At 39.3% G+C, this 16,735-nt stretch carries 10 protein-coding genes; 5 read left to right on the top strand and 5 right to left on the bottom strand.

Annotation, left to right across the window (positions count from 1 at the left end; genetic code table 11):
• Positions 1-50: 50 nt before the first annotated feature.
• The 4 genes from HC643_RS30495 (at position 51) to HC643_RS30480 (ending at position 9,599) form a co-directional block, all read left to right on the top strand.
• Positions 51-368, top strand: coding sequence for a hypothetical protein (locus HC643_RS30495; protein ID WP_038082287.1), 318 nt, complete (start codon positions 51-53; stop codon positions 366-368).
• Positions 365-742, top strand: coding sequence for an aspartyl protease (locus tag HC643_RS30490; RefSeq protein WP_038082080.1), 378 nt, complete (start codon positions 365-367; stop codon positions 740-742). The genes HC643_RS30495 and HC643_RS30490 overlap by 4 nt, the downstream gene beginning before the upstream one ends.
• A 336-nt stretch (positions 743-1,078) precedes the next feature.
• The gene (locus HC643_RS30485; protein WP_050046682.1) at positions 1,079-6,529 is read left to right on the top strand and encodes a beta strand repeat-containing protein; all 5,451 of its coding nucleotides are present in this window, start codon (positions 1,079-1,081) and stop codon (positions 6,527-6,529) included.
• A gap of 364 nt (positions 6,530-6,893) precedes the next feature.
• Positions 6,894-9,599 (top strand): CHAT domain-containing protein, encoded by a 2,706-nt coding sequence (locus HC643_RS30480; RefSeq protein WP_167844780.1) that lies wholly within the window; start codon positions 6,894-6,896, stop codon positions 9,597-9,599.
• Positions 9,600-9,605: 6 nt separating this feature from the next.
• Here HC643_RS30480 and HC643_RS30475 read toward each other — a convergent pair whose 3' ends face one another.
• The 5 genes from HC643_RS30475 to HC643_RS30455 form a co-directional block, all read right to left on the bottom strand.
• The gene (locus tag HC643_RS30475) at positions 9,606-10,052 is read right to left on the bottom strand and encodes a type II toxin-antitoxin system VapC family toxin (protein WP_038081726.1); all 447 of its coding nucleotides are present in this window, start codon (positions 10,050-10,052) and stop codon (positions 9,606-9,608) included.
• Complete coding sequence (locus tag HC643_RS30470; RefSeq protein WP_038081725.1) at positions 10,040-10,273, bottom strand: hypothetical protein; 234 nt, start codon at positions 10,271-10,273, stop codon at positions 10,040-10,042. The genes HC643_RS30475 and HC643_RS30470 overlap by 13 nt, the downstream gene beginning before the upstream one ends.
• A 211-nt stretch (positions 10,274-10,484) precedes the next feature.
• Positions 10,485-11,234 carry a DUF928 domain-containing protein gene (locus HC643_RS30465; RefSeq protein ID WP_038081723.1) on the bottom strand — a complete coding sequence of 250 codons (750 nt, stop codon included), beginning with the start codon at positions 11,232-11,234 and terminating at the stop codon, positions 10,485-10,487.
• Positions 11,231-13,198, bottom strand: coding sequence for a sensor histidine kinase (locus HC643_RS30460; protein WP_038081721.1), 1,968 nt, complete (start codon positions 13,196-13,198; stop codon positions 11,231-11,233). Before HC643_RS30460 ends, HC643_RS30465 begins: the two co-directional genes overlap by 4 nt.
• Before the next feature lie 12 nt (positions 13,199-13,210).
• A complete protein-coding gene (locus HC643_RS30455) occupies positions 13,211-13,921 on the bottom strand; it encodes a response regulator transcription factor (protein WP_237265967.1) in 711 nt (236 codons plus the stop codon).
• Positions 13,922-14,580: 659 nt separating this feature from the next.
• Between HC643_RS30455 and HC643_RS30450 the strand changes: the two genes are divergently transcribed.
• A complete protein-coding gene (locus HC643_RS30450; protein ID WP_336604390.1) occupies positions 14,581-16,212 on the top strand; it encodes a tetratricopeptide repeat protein in 1,632 nt (543 codons plus the stop codon).
• Positions 16,213-16,735 lie beyond the last annotated feature (523 nt).

Genomic DNA, 16,735 nt, shown 5'->3' with positions numbered 1-16,735 from the left:
CTAACGATATAATAAATATTTAAGTTGACAGTATATTGTAGATGGAAAGTATGAGCCCAATCAAGTCTAGTCGTGTTGTCCGTAGGGGAAGAATATTTCCCGAAATCCAGTGGACTCCTGAACAAGAAGCCGATTGGGAAGCTGATGGAGAAAAACTCTACCAGCGCTGCAAGCCGATTTTTGATAGGGTTAAATCGGAATTAATTGAAACTCACTACAACTGGTATGTTACCGTCGAACCAGAGAGTGGAGAATATTTTGTAGATAAAGATTTGTCAGCAGCTTGGCAGCAGTGTCGTGAAAAGCATCCTGGTAAGATACACCATACTTTCCGAATTAATGAGACTGGAGTTTGCGGTACAGTATGACGATCTCTGGGAAGTTTGGTGATGAGGAAGCGCTACTTTTTGAAATTGATTTGATAGCATCGGATGGATTAGAATTATCAGTTGATGCGATGTTGGATACAGGTTTTTCCGGCTGGTTGGCAATTGATAAACAAGATTTAGACGCACTAAGTTGGAAGTATGTTGACCAACAAATCATGCGAACCGCAGGTGGGGATGTAAGATTTAAAATCTATATTGGTAAAGTTAAATTGGATGGTCAAGAATTGGATATTCCCGTTCATGTTGGTAAAGATTTAACGGAAATTTTACTGGGTCGTCAATGGCTCATAAATCGTAGGTTAGTTGTTGATATACCATCTGGTGAATTGACCTTGGGGGATGGTGCGAGTTGATTGTGCTCCTCTTTTTCTCTAGTTGACAAAAAGGCGAACCAATCATCGAAGCAACTGGTGTTTACCATCTGGATAACGGGCAACTTGTGATGAGTCGTGAATGTCACTAATTTGGCTGTTGATAGGGGCTATCAATAATTTTTAACATGAGCCGTAAGGAGTCCCGCACTGCACCAGAAAGTTATCTAGAACGCACTGAAAGTTTTTTTGGATAAAGCTAATGGGTGAGAATTTAAGACATAAAATTCAGTATATTTGATTATACAAAACTCTACTCTAAATATTAGTTGAGTTATTAATTTATCTCTAAAAATTGTGAGTGTGGGAGAAGAAAAGGTGACAAAATGGGTCTGGAGTGAAAAATTGAGGCGATCTCATCGTGGTTATCTTGCAGCATTGCATCACTCAGTTTTTTGGAGAAGCGTTGTGGCGATGGCAAAGTTGACCGTTGGAATTGCATCTCTCATCAACCCAGCTTTTGCTCAAAGTAACATAGTACCGGACAATACACTGGGTTCAGAGGCATCTAGAGTCACAGTCAACTTTAACGGTACTTCTAATGAGGTAATTGCAGGTGGAGCGCAACGGGGACAAAATTTATTTCACAGTTTTCAAGAATTTAACATTGGTGAAAATCGAGGCGCTTACTTCTTTGTTTTCGATCCTAGCATCCAGAATATTTTGGCGCGGGTGACAGGAAGTAATCGCTCAAATATTTTAGGGACTTTGGGAACCCGTCAAATCATTGGCAGTAATCTTGTGCGTTCCAATGCCAACCTATTTTTGATAAATCCCAATGGTATTGTTTTTGGAGAAAACGCTCGTCTAGATGTCGGTGCTTCGTTGATAGCGACAACTGCTAATGGGGTTCAATTTGGAAATCAAGGAAATTTTAGTGCGATAAACCCTCAGACCCCAGGGGTGTTAACGGTAAACCCTTCGGCTTTATTTTTTCATCAGATTAATCAGAATGGGACAATAGAAAATCGAGGATTATTGAGAGTTCGCGATGGTGAGAGTTTATTGCTTGCAGGTGGCAATGTTCGCTTAGATGGAGGTATTTTAGCGGCGTTGGGTGGGCGAATAGAGTTAGGCGGATTAGCAGATGCAGGTAGTATAGGCTTAGATTTTGCCAGCCAAGGATTAAAATTACAATTTCCAGAAGTAGTGCAAAAAGCAAATGTTTCTCTGGTTAACAATTCGCTCGTTAATGTTTCGGCTGGTGGCGGTGGAGATGTAGCAATCAACGCTCAAAATTTAGATATTTTGGCAGGTAGCAACATTTTTGCAGGAATTATTGGTGATGTCGGTTTAGCAAACAATCAAGCGGGAGATATTACCATAAATGTTTCAGGCACTGTTAGGCTTGAATCTGATAGTTCTATTCGCAGCGATGTTAGTCCAGGTGAAACAGGTAATGGCGGCAATATAAATATCACATCTGCCTCGTTGTTCGTACTGGGCGATTCAAGTTTGATAAGCAGAACCTCTGGAGTTGGAAATGCTGGGAACATCAACATAAATGCTCGCGATCGCGTTGTATTTAGTGGTGATAACACGACTGTTGATAGTGGTGTCAGGTCAACTGGTAGGGGTGAGGGAGGTGATATCCTCATTTCCACTAATACCTTGGAAATGTCGGATGGCGCTCAATTAATAACTCCTGCACTTGGTGTTGGAAATGCAGGAAATATTGTAATTGAGGCACGCGATCGCATTTCTCTTACAGGTAATAGCGCAACCAACTTCAGCAATACAGCTATTTTTAGCAGTTTAGGAGGAAATAATAACCGACAAGCAGAGGGTCAAGGAGGTGATATTCGTATCTCTACCAATATCCTGGAACTCTCTGATGGTGCTCAAATGGCTTCTAGCACGTTTGGTATCGGCAATGCGGGCAATATCATAATAGAGGTAGGCGATCGCGTAACATTTAAGGGCGATGATACTAGTGTTTCCAGCCGTGTGGAACGAACTGGCAGAGGAAAGGGAGGCGATATCCGCATCTCTACTAAAATTTTAGAATTATCTGATGATGCAACTCTCAATGCTAGTACCCTTAATTTTGGAGATGCAGGCAATATTTTGCTGGAAGCGCAAGATAGAGCTTCTTTTGATAATGCAAATGTTTTCAATAGTGTATGGGGACCAGCTGCTGGGAAGGGTGGAAATATTAATATCAAAACGGGGAACCTCTCTGTTACTAATAGAGCAGTACTCTCTACCACTACGTATGGCAACGGCGATGCAGGAAATATCACGATTGAAGCTAGAAATAACGTTTCTTTAAGTAAGGGGGGGCGTTTGCTTAGTCAAATAGAGGAAACAGGCATTGGTACGGGTGGCAATATTAGCATTTATACAAACTCCCTATTGTTAAATGTGGGGCAGCTAAATGCAGACACTCAGGGAAAAGGTAATGCAGGGAATATCATTATTAATGCACAGAACACTCTATCAGTAGATTCAGCAATTATTTCTAGCACTGTAGAAGAAACTGGTGATGGTAAAGGGGGAGACATCAGCATCTTCACTAGCTCTTTTAATCTTAAGGATGCAATTTTAACTACTGCTACCCTTGGAAAGGGTAGTGCAGGTAATGTTAGGATTAATGCGCTTAACTCTGTTTTTGTAGATACGGCAAATATTTTTAGCAGCGTGGAAACAGGAGCCACTGGACAGGGGGGAGATATTAATCTCTCTACTGGTACGCTTTCTTTAACAAATGGAGGAAGGTTAACATCTGGAACTTATGGAACGGGTAAGGCTGGCAATGTGATTGTTGAAGCACGCGATCGTGTATTGCTAGATGGTAGCGACCCTGATGAAAAAAATTTCAACAGTGCCATCATTACGAGTGTGGGGGAAAATGGCATCGGACAAGGGGGAGATATTCGCATTGCCACAAGTATATTTTCTCTAACAAATGGAGCGCAACTAGTTGCTGTTACCAAAGGCAAAGGTAATGCGGGTAATGTTCAAATTCGTGCTACTGATGCTGTGAATATCGCTGGTAGCACTAATACTACTGGTCGTCCTAGCGCAATTCTAACTTTTACTGAATCTGGAAATTCGGGAGGAAATATTACTGTTGATACTTCCGCTTTCCGTATTTTAGAAGGAGCAGTTTTAGATAGTCGCACGAGCGCTACCGGAAATGGGGGTAACATCACCATCAATACGAATTCTTTGGAAGCTCTTAGCGGTGGACAATTGCAGGCAAGTACTGACGGGAGCGGACAAGCAGGTAAGATAACTGTTAATGGTGACGCTAGCGTCACTATTTCAGGTAGCGACCCCATTTTTTCTGAACGTGCAGCTATAATACCCGAAATTAGCTGGCGTTACAATCCCAACAGTGGGTTTTATAATCGCTCCATTGGCTCAGGTATTGCAGGTGATATCAAAGTTAATTCAGGTTCCTTATCTCTATTCAATGGGGGACAAATTCAAGCTAGTACATTTGGAGAAGGAAAAGCAGGTAACGTGTGGATTACTGCTCGCGAGCGTGTCACGACCAATGGTGCAAGTGCAAATGGGTTATTTCCTAGCGGTATTTTTAGCGAGATTTTCAATCCTCAAAGATTGGGTAAAGGTGGCGACATTGCGATTGAGACTGGCTCACTTACGCTGACTAATGGCGCTCAACTAAGAGTCTCTACATGGGGTATGGGAGACGCAGGCAATATAACTATCCATGCCAAGGATGAAGTGTCTTTTGCTGGAACCAGTAAGAATGGTAACTTATTAAGTAGTGTTTTGAGTACTGTTGAATTAACTGGGCAAGGCAACGGCGGTGATATTAAGATTCAAGCAGGTTCGCTATCAGTCACTGATGGCGCTCAACTTCAAACAGGTACTAGAAACAGAGGTAATGCTGGAAATATTTTGATTAATGCTCGTGATTTTGTTTTGTTTGATGGAATAAATTCAACAGGACAAATTCCTAGTTCTGCCTTTACTAGTGTAGAGCGAACAGCAGTAGGTAAAGGTGGGAATATTGAGATAAATACAAGCCGTCTTTCCGTTGATAATGGGGCACAGGTGATTACAAGTAATAACGGTGGAAAAGGTAACGGTGGAAATATTCATATTGATGCAGCATTCCTATCTCTTACAGGGAATTCTCAACTTAGAGCTAGTACTCAAGGCGAAGGAGATGCGGGCAATATTTTTATCAATACTCGCGATCGCATATCCTTGGATAAAGGAGCAATTATCTCAAATATTGTTGGCAATGTTTCTAATCCTGGGCGTTTTGGTAACGGCAAAGGTGGAATAATTCGCATTGATACTGGTTCGCTATCTGTCGCTAATGGCAGTCAACTTCAAGCTAGTACTTTTGGAACAGGCGATGCTGGCGATCTTATTATCAACGCTCGTGAAAACATATCCTTTGACGGCTTCCGAAGCTTTGAAGATAGTAGATTGAACAGTGCGGCTTTCAGTATTGTTGCAAATAATAGTACTGGCAATGGAGGTAATATTCGTGTTAATACAGAATCATTAGCTGTTACTAATGGAGCATTACTTAGCACTACCACCTTTGGACAAGGTAGAGCTGGAAATATTAATATTACTGCTCGAAATCGCATATTTTTGAATGGTAAGAATGATATAAGTGAGTTTTCGAGTGGACTGTATAGTGCAACTTTAAGGAATGCAAACGGACAAGGTGGTTCAATTAGCGTTAACGCTGATACTTTTCAAATTACTAACGGTGCGGTAGTTAATGCTCAAACCTCCTCTGGTTTTCAAGGTGGTGATGTAACAATTAATTCTAATAGCTTTGAAGCCACCCAAGGCGGACAAATTATTACAACAGCAACTAATCAAGGGCAAGCTGGTAGTATTCGCCTGAATAGCAATCGCATAATTCTCTCTGGTATCGATCCAACTTATCAACCATCACAGCAAGATAAAATATTTGAGAATCAAGGCGCAGCTAGCGGACTATTTGCCAACACAACCTCAACAGCTTCCGCTCGCGGTGGCAATATTCAAGTAAATGCTAGGCAATTAAATGTGAGCGATCGCGCCCAAATCTCTGTCAACAGTCAAGGTAGTGGTGTTGCTGGTGAGATTCATGTTAATGCCAATAGAGCCGAACTGAGAGACAACGCCAAAATCATCGCTGAAACAACATCCCAAGATGGTGGTAACATTTTCATTAATAATGCAAATTTACTGCTACTACGTCGTGGAAGCCTTGTGTCTGCAACCGCCGGAGAACAGGGCAATGGTGGTAACGTAAATATCAACTCAAAATTTATCATTGCCATTCCCAACGAAGACAGTGATATCAGAGCCAATGCCTTTGAAGGCAACGGTGGCAGAGTTCAAATTAACACTCAAGGAATATTTGGCACGGAATTTCGTTCTCAGGAAACAAAAGAAAGCGATATTACTGCTAGTTCAAGATATGGTGTTTCTGGCATTATCAATATTAACTCCCCCGACAATAGTTCTATTCAAAACAACCTCGGCGAACTTCCCCAAAACGCCATCGACACCAATACTCTTATCGCCAATAGTTGCATAGCCCGTAGAAATCAACAACAACACGGTTCTTTCTTCATCACCGGTTCTGGTGGTTTACCAACACGCCCCGGTGATGCTTCACTTCCTTCCTATTCCACTGGAGATGTGCAACCAGTATCTAGTGAAGTAGAGTCAACAAAATTACCTACACAAGAACGACGTTGGCAAATTGGCGACCCAATTATCGAACCAGCTGGGGTATACCAATTGCCAAATGGCAAGCTTGTGCTTAGTAAAGAATGTTAATTTCTACAAAGAAGATACAAAAGCTCTGCAATTAGCTTGAAAAGACAAAATTTAATCTTTGATGAGCATCATCGAAAAAATTTTTGAAAAATCATTCACTATATTCTGCCTGTAGATTTGCTAACTTCAGAATGAGAAATTGCATAATCGATCTTACATTGCTGTTTTCTGCAACTATTGCTGCAGGACTTATTCTTGTAAGAACTTTTGAAACTTGATTAAGCTTTAGTTGCGTGTTGATTCAGAACCCCGACTTCTCCGAATCTCGTGCAACAACCAGTATTTTGTCAAAAAATTTTGCTAATTAGTTGTAAACACAGAAAAAGCTGGTAATTTATATGTCATCTACTGCTGGAGTAAGCCTGTGCTAAACCCGTATCGCAAGTCTACTCAACATCAAGTCCTAGGGACACTCTTTCTTGTTAGTCTCGTCTTTTGCTTATCTTTTGCTCAAATTGAAAGCATAATCGCTCAAACTCCCGATGCCAGCCAACTCGTGCAGCAAGGTATTGAGCGATACAAAGCAGCAGACTTTCGAGGTGCGATCGCACCCTGGAAAACAGCTTTAAATTTCTACCAACAAAGCAAAAATCAAAACAACGAAGCCATTGTTAGTGAAAACTTGGCAAGAGCCTATCAGCAGTTGGGAGATAGTGAAGAAGCACTGAGCTATTGGGAACAGGTGACAAAGTACTACCGCAACTCTGGAAACTTGCAACAATACGGGCGAATGCTGACCGAACAGGCACAAACTTATAGTAATTTGGGACAACCAGGGAAAGCGATCGCATTACTATGTGGTATACCTGAGAAGCAACCAAAATCTGACACAAAACCGCAAGAACAATCAAATTGTTTGCCAGGAAGCGCTTTACAAATAGCCCGCCAGCAAACAGATAAGCTTGGTGAAGTTGCTGCACTCGGAAGTTTGGGAGAAGCTTACCGTCTGAGGGGTAAGTATGACGACGCTATTAAGCATTTAGAGCAAGCAGAGAAAATTACAGAGCCAGTTTACAAGTCAAAAGTCTTAAATAGTCTGGGTAATGCTTACTTAAATAAGGCACAACGGGAGAAAATTCGTGCTGATTCTGCAAAGCAATTGGGTATCTCCAAGGCTAATGAGTTTCAGAAAAATGCGATCGCATATTACAAAAAAGCATGGGACTCCTTTCAATCTAGCCTGCGCCTTGCCCGTCAGCAAGACGATAAAGTCGGTCAAATGCAAGTATTGCTAAATTTAATTCAACTGGATCGCCATCTTCAAGATGAGAAAAATTTGACCTCCGCGTCTCCAAAATCGACACGGGAAAACTCTCAATCTGAGACTCACATACAAGCAGCTTTAAATCTGCTTGACAAATTACCATTATCTCGAAATAAAATCTATGCCGCAATAGATTTAGCTAATTTACCTGAGAATTCAAAAGATGCATCATCGTCATTAATTGCATGCTCTTCAAAGAGAAGACTACCAGAGTCACAAGCAAACTCACTGCTCCTAAATGCAGTAGAAACTTCGCAAAAGTTGCAAGATTCTCGTTCTCAGTCTTTTGCCTTTGGATCGCTAGGTCATTTCTATGAATGTCGTCAGGAATATAAACAAGCTTTAGACTTCACTCAAAAAGCATTGTGGTCAGCAGACCAAAAGATGCAAGCCAGAGATAGTGTGTATTTGTGGGAATGGCAAAGGGGACGCATTTTGAAAGCACAAGACAAAGAGTCAGAAGCATTACCATCATACCAACGAGCATACACTCTTTTAGAACAAATTCGCAGCGACATTCTCTCAGCAGAACGAGATTTACAATTTGATTTTCAGGATGTTATTAAGCCTCTTTATCTTGAGTTAGCACAATTAAGGCTAGAAGAAGCTTCATTACCATCGTCTAATACTGAAAATCGCAAAGAACAATTAAAGAATGCACTTGAAACCATTGATTCTTTAAAACTGGCAGAATTACAAAATTTCTTTGGTAACGACTGTATATTAACAGTCACTAATGACAAAAATGTAGATGAACTTTTAGGAAAGAGCACTGCTGTCTTTAGTTCTATTTTTCTAGACAAGAACATAGCTATTCTACTTAGTTTACCAAGTGGAGAAAGAAAGCTTCAGTGGATAAAAGAAAGCAGGGAAAATGTAATAACGGAAATTCAGAAATTTCGTCAGGGTCTTGAAGAAGGAATTTTAAATCCAGGTCAATACGACAGTACTCATGCACAAAATTTGTATGATTGGTTTATTCGTCCTTTTAAAGATAATTTGAAACAAGAACAGATAAAAACATTAGTTTTCGTTCAAGATGGTATCTTACGTATTATTCCAATGGCAGCCCTCTATGACAAGGAACAAAAGAAATTTTTAGTAGAGAATTACGATCTTGCCAACACTCCTAGTTTGAAATTAACCGCACCTAAAGCTCTAAATCAGCTAGAAAAGCGAGCCTTGATTTTGGGTTTGACTAAACAAGTAGAAGTTGATGGAACAACATACTCTGCATTACCCAATGTCCAATATGAAATTGATACGTTAAAGAAGCAATTTCCAGACAATAAACCGCTAATTAATGAAGAATTTAATCGAGAAAAGTTAGATCGAGAACTAAATAAAACAGTTTATCCAATTGTTCACATTGCGACTCATGCTCAGTTTGGTACAATTCCAGAAGACACTTTTATCGTAACTGGAAACGGCTACAAACTCACGATTAATGAGTTAGAAGCTTCACTCCGTCAAATCAATGGCGGTTCTCGTGCAGTAGAATTGCTTGCGTTAACTGCTTGTCAAACAGCTTTGGGAGATGAACGTGCTTCTCTTGGTTTAGCTGGTGTCGCAGTGCAAGCTGGAGTAAGAAGCGCTTTAGCAACTTTGTGGTCGGTTTCAGATGCATCAACGTCAAAATTGATGACTGAATTTTATAGTGGCATCAAATCAGGAATGAGTAAAGCACAAGCGTTGAGTGCAGCTCAACGAAAATTAATTCAGGCTAAAAAAATAGAAGATATTAACGACCAATATGATAATCCTGCTTACTGGGCACCATTCATTACGATCGGAAATTGGCTTTGATCGATTTTAGGGAGAATAAGTTTGAGAGAGCAACACCACTGATATATTAGGGACACTTTGAAAGCGTTTATCATTGGTTAAGAAAGTTGAACACAGTGTTAACTTTGCTGTTGCGGCGTGAATTGCATCAGGTAATTTGATGTTGACATTGGCACGTAATTGCGAGGCTTCTATTAAAATATCGCGAGAAATAGAAATCACTGATAAATTTTTTGAGTTACTGATAAATTGTTTATATATCTGTTGTTGTCTTAAGTTCTGATTCTGAAAAGGTTTTACTAATGCCTCAGCCAATGACAATTCACTCGTGACAGCAGTCAAATCACCTTGAGTAATTCGTTGAAATAGCTGAGTCAAATCTTGAAAATATTCGGGATATCCTTCTAAAGCATAAATCCAGATATTTGTATCAAGATAAACTCTGTTACCTTGAATAGCATCTATGATTCCCATGCATCTCGCTCGTTCCGAATAAACAAATCGACTTCTTGTGGTGTGGCAAAGTTACCTTTAGCCAATCCAATAAAACTAGTCAAAGATTTTTCTGGTTTCTCTGAGTCTGACTCTAAAAGTACAATAACTTCTACAATTGCGCCTGATGGAAGTTCCGAAGACGAGATTTCTACTATACCTCCGGGCTTAACAATTGCCTTTTGCCTAATTTCACTAAGCATAGTTTTCCCTCGTTAATAACTCTTGGAGAAAATACTCTTTCTACCCTATCCTAAACGGGCAATTTTTGACAACAAGTCAACTTTAGTATTGAGTAGCCTTGTATTGAACTTATCGCTACTTGTCTAAATTATAGCAGCCAATGGGCTGTGAGGAGCCAGATCCTTAACTTCTCACGGAAGTCAGGGATCTGAGCCAACTTACTTATCAAAATTAATTTGATGGATTGCTATCGGCAATTTGCTTTAAGAGATCGCCTCGTTTCTGCACCTCTTGACGTTCGGCATCAGTTAATTTGTCTGTTCTACTAGGTTCTTCTAATGTTACTAGGTCTTGCAGAAGAGTTGTAACTATCTTTGCTATTTTTTTCTCCTGAGAAACTTTAAGAGCTTCATCTAGAGCGTTATACCACAAACCTGCTTCAGCATATAAGTCTGCTTTTTTAGCTGCATCTTCTGTCATAGAAAGTTTTTTTGATAAAGAAGCAGGCATTTCTACTACCTTAAACTCTGCCCTTTCTACTAAATATCCTTGCTGACACTTGATTGCAGCTTGCCAAAGGTATTTTTGCCCTACAGTTAACCCTTGCTGATTCTCTGGTAAGGAGTACTTGTTAACTCCTGAAGAGTTTGGCAATAGTACTGGTTTACCTATTGGTTTTGAGGGTTGATTATTGGCATCAAACTCAAAAATTCGGAAGTCTACTTCATAAGAATTGGAGACAAACCAAGCAAATGTAGGATAACGAGAAGTTGTTTCGCCAATATGTTTTTTAGGAGCAAGTATTGTTAAGGGTATCTTATCTTCCGGACATCCCCTTCCACCTCCTGTTCGAGAATACTCACCAGGAGGTTTTTGATCGCGAGGAGGTACGTAACGCGCTATAGCTAAGGAAGCCGTCGTTAAAGATATGGTCAGGACACAGCCAGTTACTAACCAGGGGTTTAAAAGTTGATTGCTCATACGCTGCGTTGAAAAGTTTTTGTCAAAAATCTCAATTTTCTCTGGAAATAAGCCTTCAGCCTAAACTTCATTGTTGAAATCCAACTCCTGCTACCAGCAAGAGGCCAAGTTAACTCACATACAGTTCCTTTAGGAGTTGCACGCTCTCGGTTAAAATATCCTCCTAGTTGTTTTGCTAAATTTTTACTATCTTTGGTTCCTTTGCTTTCATAGTTGGAACGGATACCCAATCCATTATCTTTAATCTTTAGACTATACCATCCTTGTTGTTTTGTTCCTGTAGCAGACAAACGCGTAACTCCCTTAGCGTGTTTTCCAACATTACATAAAGCTTCTTCAAGAAATTGACAAAGTTCTCGCTTGCGTTCAATAGTTAAAAATTGCTCTTCGAGAGGTTCAAAGGAGCGAACTTTGGCTTTGAGGGTTTGAAAGTAGGGAAGATTTCGTTCAATAGTACTACTGTATACTTCATAGAAAATTTCATGAATTGGACGTTTTAAATCTATTTTTAAGCCACTTCCCAAACGAAGGCTTTCTTCTAGATTCAGAGTTTGTTGTGTTAAGTATTCACCAATATCTCTAATTTCTAAATTTAAATTTTTTAAATCAGTTAGTAATTCTTCTTTAGATAAATCGTGATTTTGTACATTCCTTAATAGCGCAGCTAAGGTTTGTAATGGTCCATTGTGGATTTCTGTAAATGCCATCTCAATAGTGTGTTGTCGTATCCCGATTTGAGCTTTTAACGATTGTTCGTATTGATAGCAAGCACTAAGAAAACCAACAAAATTTATTCCTAAAATTAATAAAATTGGTGCTACAGGTATCCACCAACCCCAAACAAGCAATACATAATAACTTATTGTAATTAGACCAATATTAATTACACTAATAGCAAACAGCTTGCGCCACGGGGATTCGATCGTCAAATTCAGACTAATGGTAATGAAACCCCAACCTAATATCCATATATATTCCCACTCCTCCGACCAAGTTTTTATGAGTGGTCGTGATTCCAAAACAGCATTAATAATTTGACTGACAGCATGAGCATGAAATTCAACTCCATAAATTTGTCCGTGAAGCTGCAATCCAGAAACTGCTGAGGTACTAAATAAGTCAGGAGCACTAATAGCTGTCATACCAATCATGACAATGCGATCGCGTATCCATTCGGGCTGAAAATTTCCCGTTTTGATATCGTGAAGCGATACTGTTCTAAATCTTTCTTTCCCATTACGAAAGTTGAGAAGAACTTGAACCCCTCCTGCATCAGTTCCCACATACCCACCAAAGTTGGGCAAAAAGCGGGGAAGTTCAGTATTGGCAAACCTGATTGCATGGCGATCGAGTTTTCCATTTTCAAGAGGAATACCTTTCTGAGATAAATAAGCTTCTGCTAAACGCAGAGAAAAAGAAAATTTATAGTCATCTGGATCTAAGGGATTTGGTGTTCCAAGGAGAATGCGCCTGTATTTAATATCTTTATCGGGAATAATATCCGAAAACCCAACTTGTTCAGAAGGTAAATTTGGTATTGAAGAAAATCGACCGGGTAGCAAGATTTTCTCAATACCAATCAATTTTTTGCTTCGCTTTGCAAATTCGGCAAGTTCCGTATTACCGGGTTCTACGGGTACATTTCTTGCAATATCAAGTCCAATTGCTATCGGTTTGTCAACCTGCACTTTTTTAATAACTTCAGTGATTTCTCCATCCGGTATTGGATATGTTCCTACACTTTCGATATCAGCTTCATTAATACCAACAATCAAAATTCGTTCATCTATTGATTCGTAGGGACGCCAACTTAGAAAAGTATCAAAAATTCCCCACTCTAAGAATTGCAGCCAACCGCTCAGACGAGCTATTATGACCAATAAAACAACAACTAATCCCAGGCGTCCTCCCAGACGCCAAATAGTAAATTTTTCTTTTAATAACTTCCAAATACCAGGCTGCATACTCTTAGTAACCTAATCAATCAAACCTTCTTCTCTAGCCCTAATTTCAGTTTCAATTCTGATATTCTTGCCATCTTTCTTGCAGTCTTCAGGGTAAACACCCAAAACGTCTTGGACTTTAGTCCAGTAATTGCGTACCGTGCGTTCAGCCACAACCATCCTGTCTGCGATCGCTTTATCTGTTAATCCTTCTTCAAAAGCCAACCTCAAAAGCTCTAACCACTCCGGTTTAACTTCTATTCTTCTTCCTAAATCTCGTGTATGAGTTCCTCCCTCAATAGCAAGGTGTATTCGAGTTAACATTTCCTGTTCGGAAAGCCCTTTATCAGAGACTGTAAACCCTCCTTGATGATTATCTATATCGTGTCTGATTCGTGCTAAAGCCTTAACGTAACTGCTTTGCACCATAAGATTAAGATTGGGATAGTTTTTCATTAAGTTTTGTAAAAGTTGCAAACCCGTATCAATTTGGGCTGTCATCCCTGGTTTTTCCGGAATCGAAAGGTCTACAACAACCAGATCGGGCTGAGAGTTTAATAATTGGTTAACAGCATCTTGTGCAGTTTTAGCTGTGAGGAATTCAGCCGTTGGGTACTGTTGGCGCAACACATCAAGGGTGCCACCTAAAATTAACTGGTGGTCATCAATGACAAGAAGTTTTAACGTTGCTCGCTGTGGTAAATCTTGGCTCATCATCAAATCTTTGAAGTTTATTGTCATCATTTTCTTTTGCATACTCTTGATTGCGGCAGTAAATGCAGTACGATTACTCATAATATCTGTAACTGAGCCTTCACTTAACTCATGAATTGTTAAGATGTTCTAGCTGAAGACCGCTAACCGTTAGTAGATAGTGGATAGCGATTTAATGCGGACAGCAGCAACGGTTTAGTTACTAATTAGTAGCAACTAACTACTAGCAGCTTTCTTGCAATACGTGCTTCTGATTGTAATGAAGGAATAAATAGCAGTCCAGGCAGAAAACTGCACACTTGACTTTGAAGAAATTAAGAATGCGGCTCGGGAAACTTAGGTCAAGGGGAAGCATCCCAATGGGTGCAAAAATACCAGGATTGATATCTGGTAGGATTTTACACAAATTTACACGATCGGGGAACACAAAGGAGAGAAGGGAGAGAGGGTATCGATCTCGCCCTTTTTTATTAGTGTTGCTATAGTAGCGATTGACACGTAACTTTCAGTAGTATAGCGGGTGCTAGTATATGCATAAAGACGACCGAAACCGGATTAAACACTTTACTACCCTCAAGTCTAAATACCAAGCAACTCAATATCAAGATTTATCCCCTACCAGTCTTCTGTATCTTATACTGAGAAAAGTTGACTTAGGAATTAAACTCAATACATTAGAGCTTGAATGGTTGAAAGAGCAAAAACTAGAATTTATATGTAAAGAACAAGAAAATAAATTAAAAGATTTTGTCAAATTAGAAGTAGAATTTTCACAATTAAAGTCCAAGTACAAAGCTACAAATCATGATACTCCTTGGCAATCTAGTCCCCTGTATTTCATTCTTTGGAAAATGGAATCAGGACAATCTCTTACTTCTGAAGAAGTTCATTGGCTAAGTTCAAATAGTCTATTTCGGACGAATGCGATCGCTCAGGACATTGAGCGATTTGCTCAACTTAAGTCTAAGTATAAAGCCACTCAATATCAAGGTTCCTATTCTGATAGTATCCTGTATAAAATACTGAAAAAGTTAGATTTATCAGAACGTTTAACTGAGGTCGAATACAATTTTCTCCTAAATAACCAACTCTTGGATACTGCCAAAATTTTTGAACAACAAGAGTCAGAAAGAAAGGATAAATTTGCCTACTTAATAGATAAATATCAAGCAAAAAGTATCGATAATTTATCATTAGTAAGTCCATTATATTCCCTACTACAAAAAATTGATGAAAACAATAACTTAAGTGAATCAGAGGTTCGCTGGCTGGAACAGCAAGGGCTTCACGAAACAATTGCTATGGCTCAAGAATTAGAAAAAGCACGAGAATTTGCTGCCTTAAAAGTTAAGTATCAAGCTACAGGATATGACGATTGCTCTCCTAAGAGCCACCTGTATAAAGTTCTCAAAAGGCTTGAGTTAGACAGTAAGTTAAGCGAACAAGATCTTAACTTTCTGAGGAATCGAAAACTGACTGAAACGATCGCGATTGCAAATCAACAATACGCTTGTGTTCTGAAGTCTAAAATAAAATCGGGAGAAATTCTAAATGAAGTAGAAATTGAATGGCTGAAAAACAATCGCTATGAAGATATTATTAATATTTTTCAAAAACATCATTTTACCATTCTCAAGAAAAAGTATGGTTTAATAGATTTGGTCAATAAATTAACATTACATCCATTCTATCATATTTTACTAAAACTGGAGAGAAACGAGAGATTAGACCCCATACTATTTTTCCAACTTGTAGAACAAGATTTATTATCTCGTGATGGAAAAGTTGCTCTAAAATATTACACCATTGAAGCAGAGTTTTATGTACAAGAATTTCAGCACACGGGAAATAAATGGCATATTCCAACTGCCAGTAGTTATTGGCGTAAAGCAAACGAACCAGAGCAAGCTTTACAATTAACTGACTTAGACTTAAACCACGTAAAAGACAATACTCTCAAATCAGCAATTTTAGTAACTAGAGGTGCAGCATTCAGAGATATCGGCAAATTAGATGCTGCTGAAAGTTGCGCGAGAAAAGCTATGAAATATCATGCGCTCAGTTATCAGCCTTACACGTTAATGGGAGCTATTGCCTATGACAAAGGTGATTATCCGAATGGAGATTCTTGGTTTAAAGAAGCAATCCAACGTGGTGCTAAAACTGAAGATATCGATGATGAAATCAAGCGAGTGGTTAAGAATACAAAAGATGAAGAAAAAAGACATACTGCAGCAGCATACTTACTCAAAAAAAATAGCGAACGGTACGCTTGGGCGAAAGCTTATCTCAAAAAATCGAAAGATAAAGATAAGGGCTGATGAAGTTGCATAGAATTTAACTAAATGTGGAAATAAGAGCGTACAGTGAAGCGTTTTTTGCAAAACGTGTTGCAAGCGATCGCTCCTTATGGTCAAGATTCAGTAAGAGACTCTTGACCGGGTCATGGGTCACTGGTTTTTTGATGTCCCGAATGTGGTACTCTCGTCACAAACAGCTCTCCATAAATAATTTCGTAACGATTGCCGTTATCAGGTCATAGCTCCAAGCCTGTTGTTGTCCAATGTACTCGTCCGTCCATCAGTGGTTTGGTTTATAAGGGTTTCCTTTATCAAGGAATACTGTTATTTTCATCATCTATCTGCTAAAAACTCATTTAGGGGAAAATTCCCCATCCCTAGCCCCTAACCCCTCACCTTGAATTTTGAAAACATAGTTTTAGGCAAAAATGCTTCTTGAGAAACAGTATATTGTTCTCTGAGTTGCTAGAATTAACAACCATTACATTCTTATGAGGAGGCAAAACCCATCACCGTAGCACATAGCAGTCGGTTTCAAATAACA

It is taken from the genome of Tolypothrix bouteillei VB521301 (assembly GCF_000760695.4).
Classification (GTDB): Bacteria; Cyanobacteriota; Cyanobacteriia; order Cyanobacteriales; family Nostocaceae; genus Scytonema; species Scytonema bouteillei_A.
Note: the sequence above shows the minus strand (reverse complement) of the source record. Positions and strands in the feature narration are given on the sequence as shown.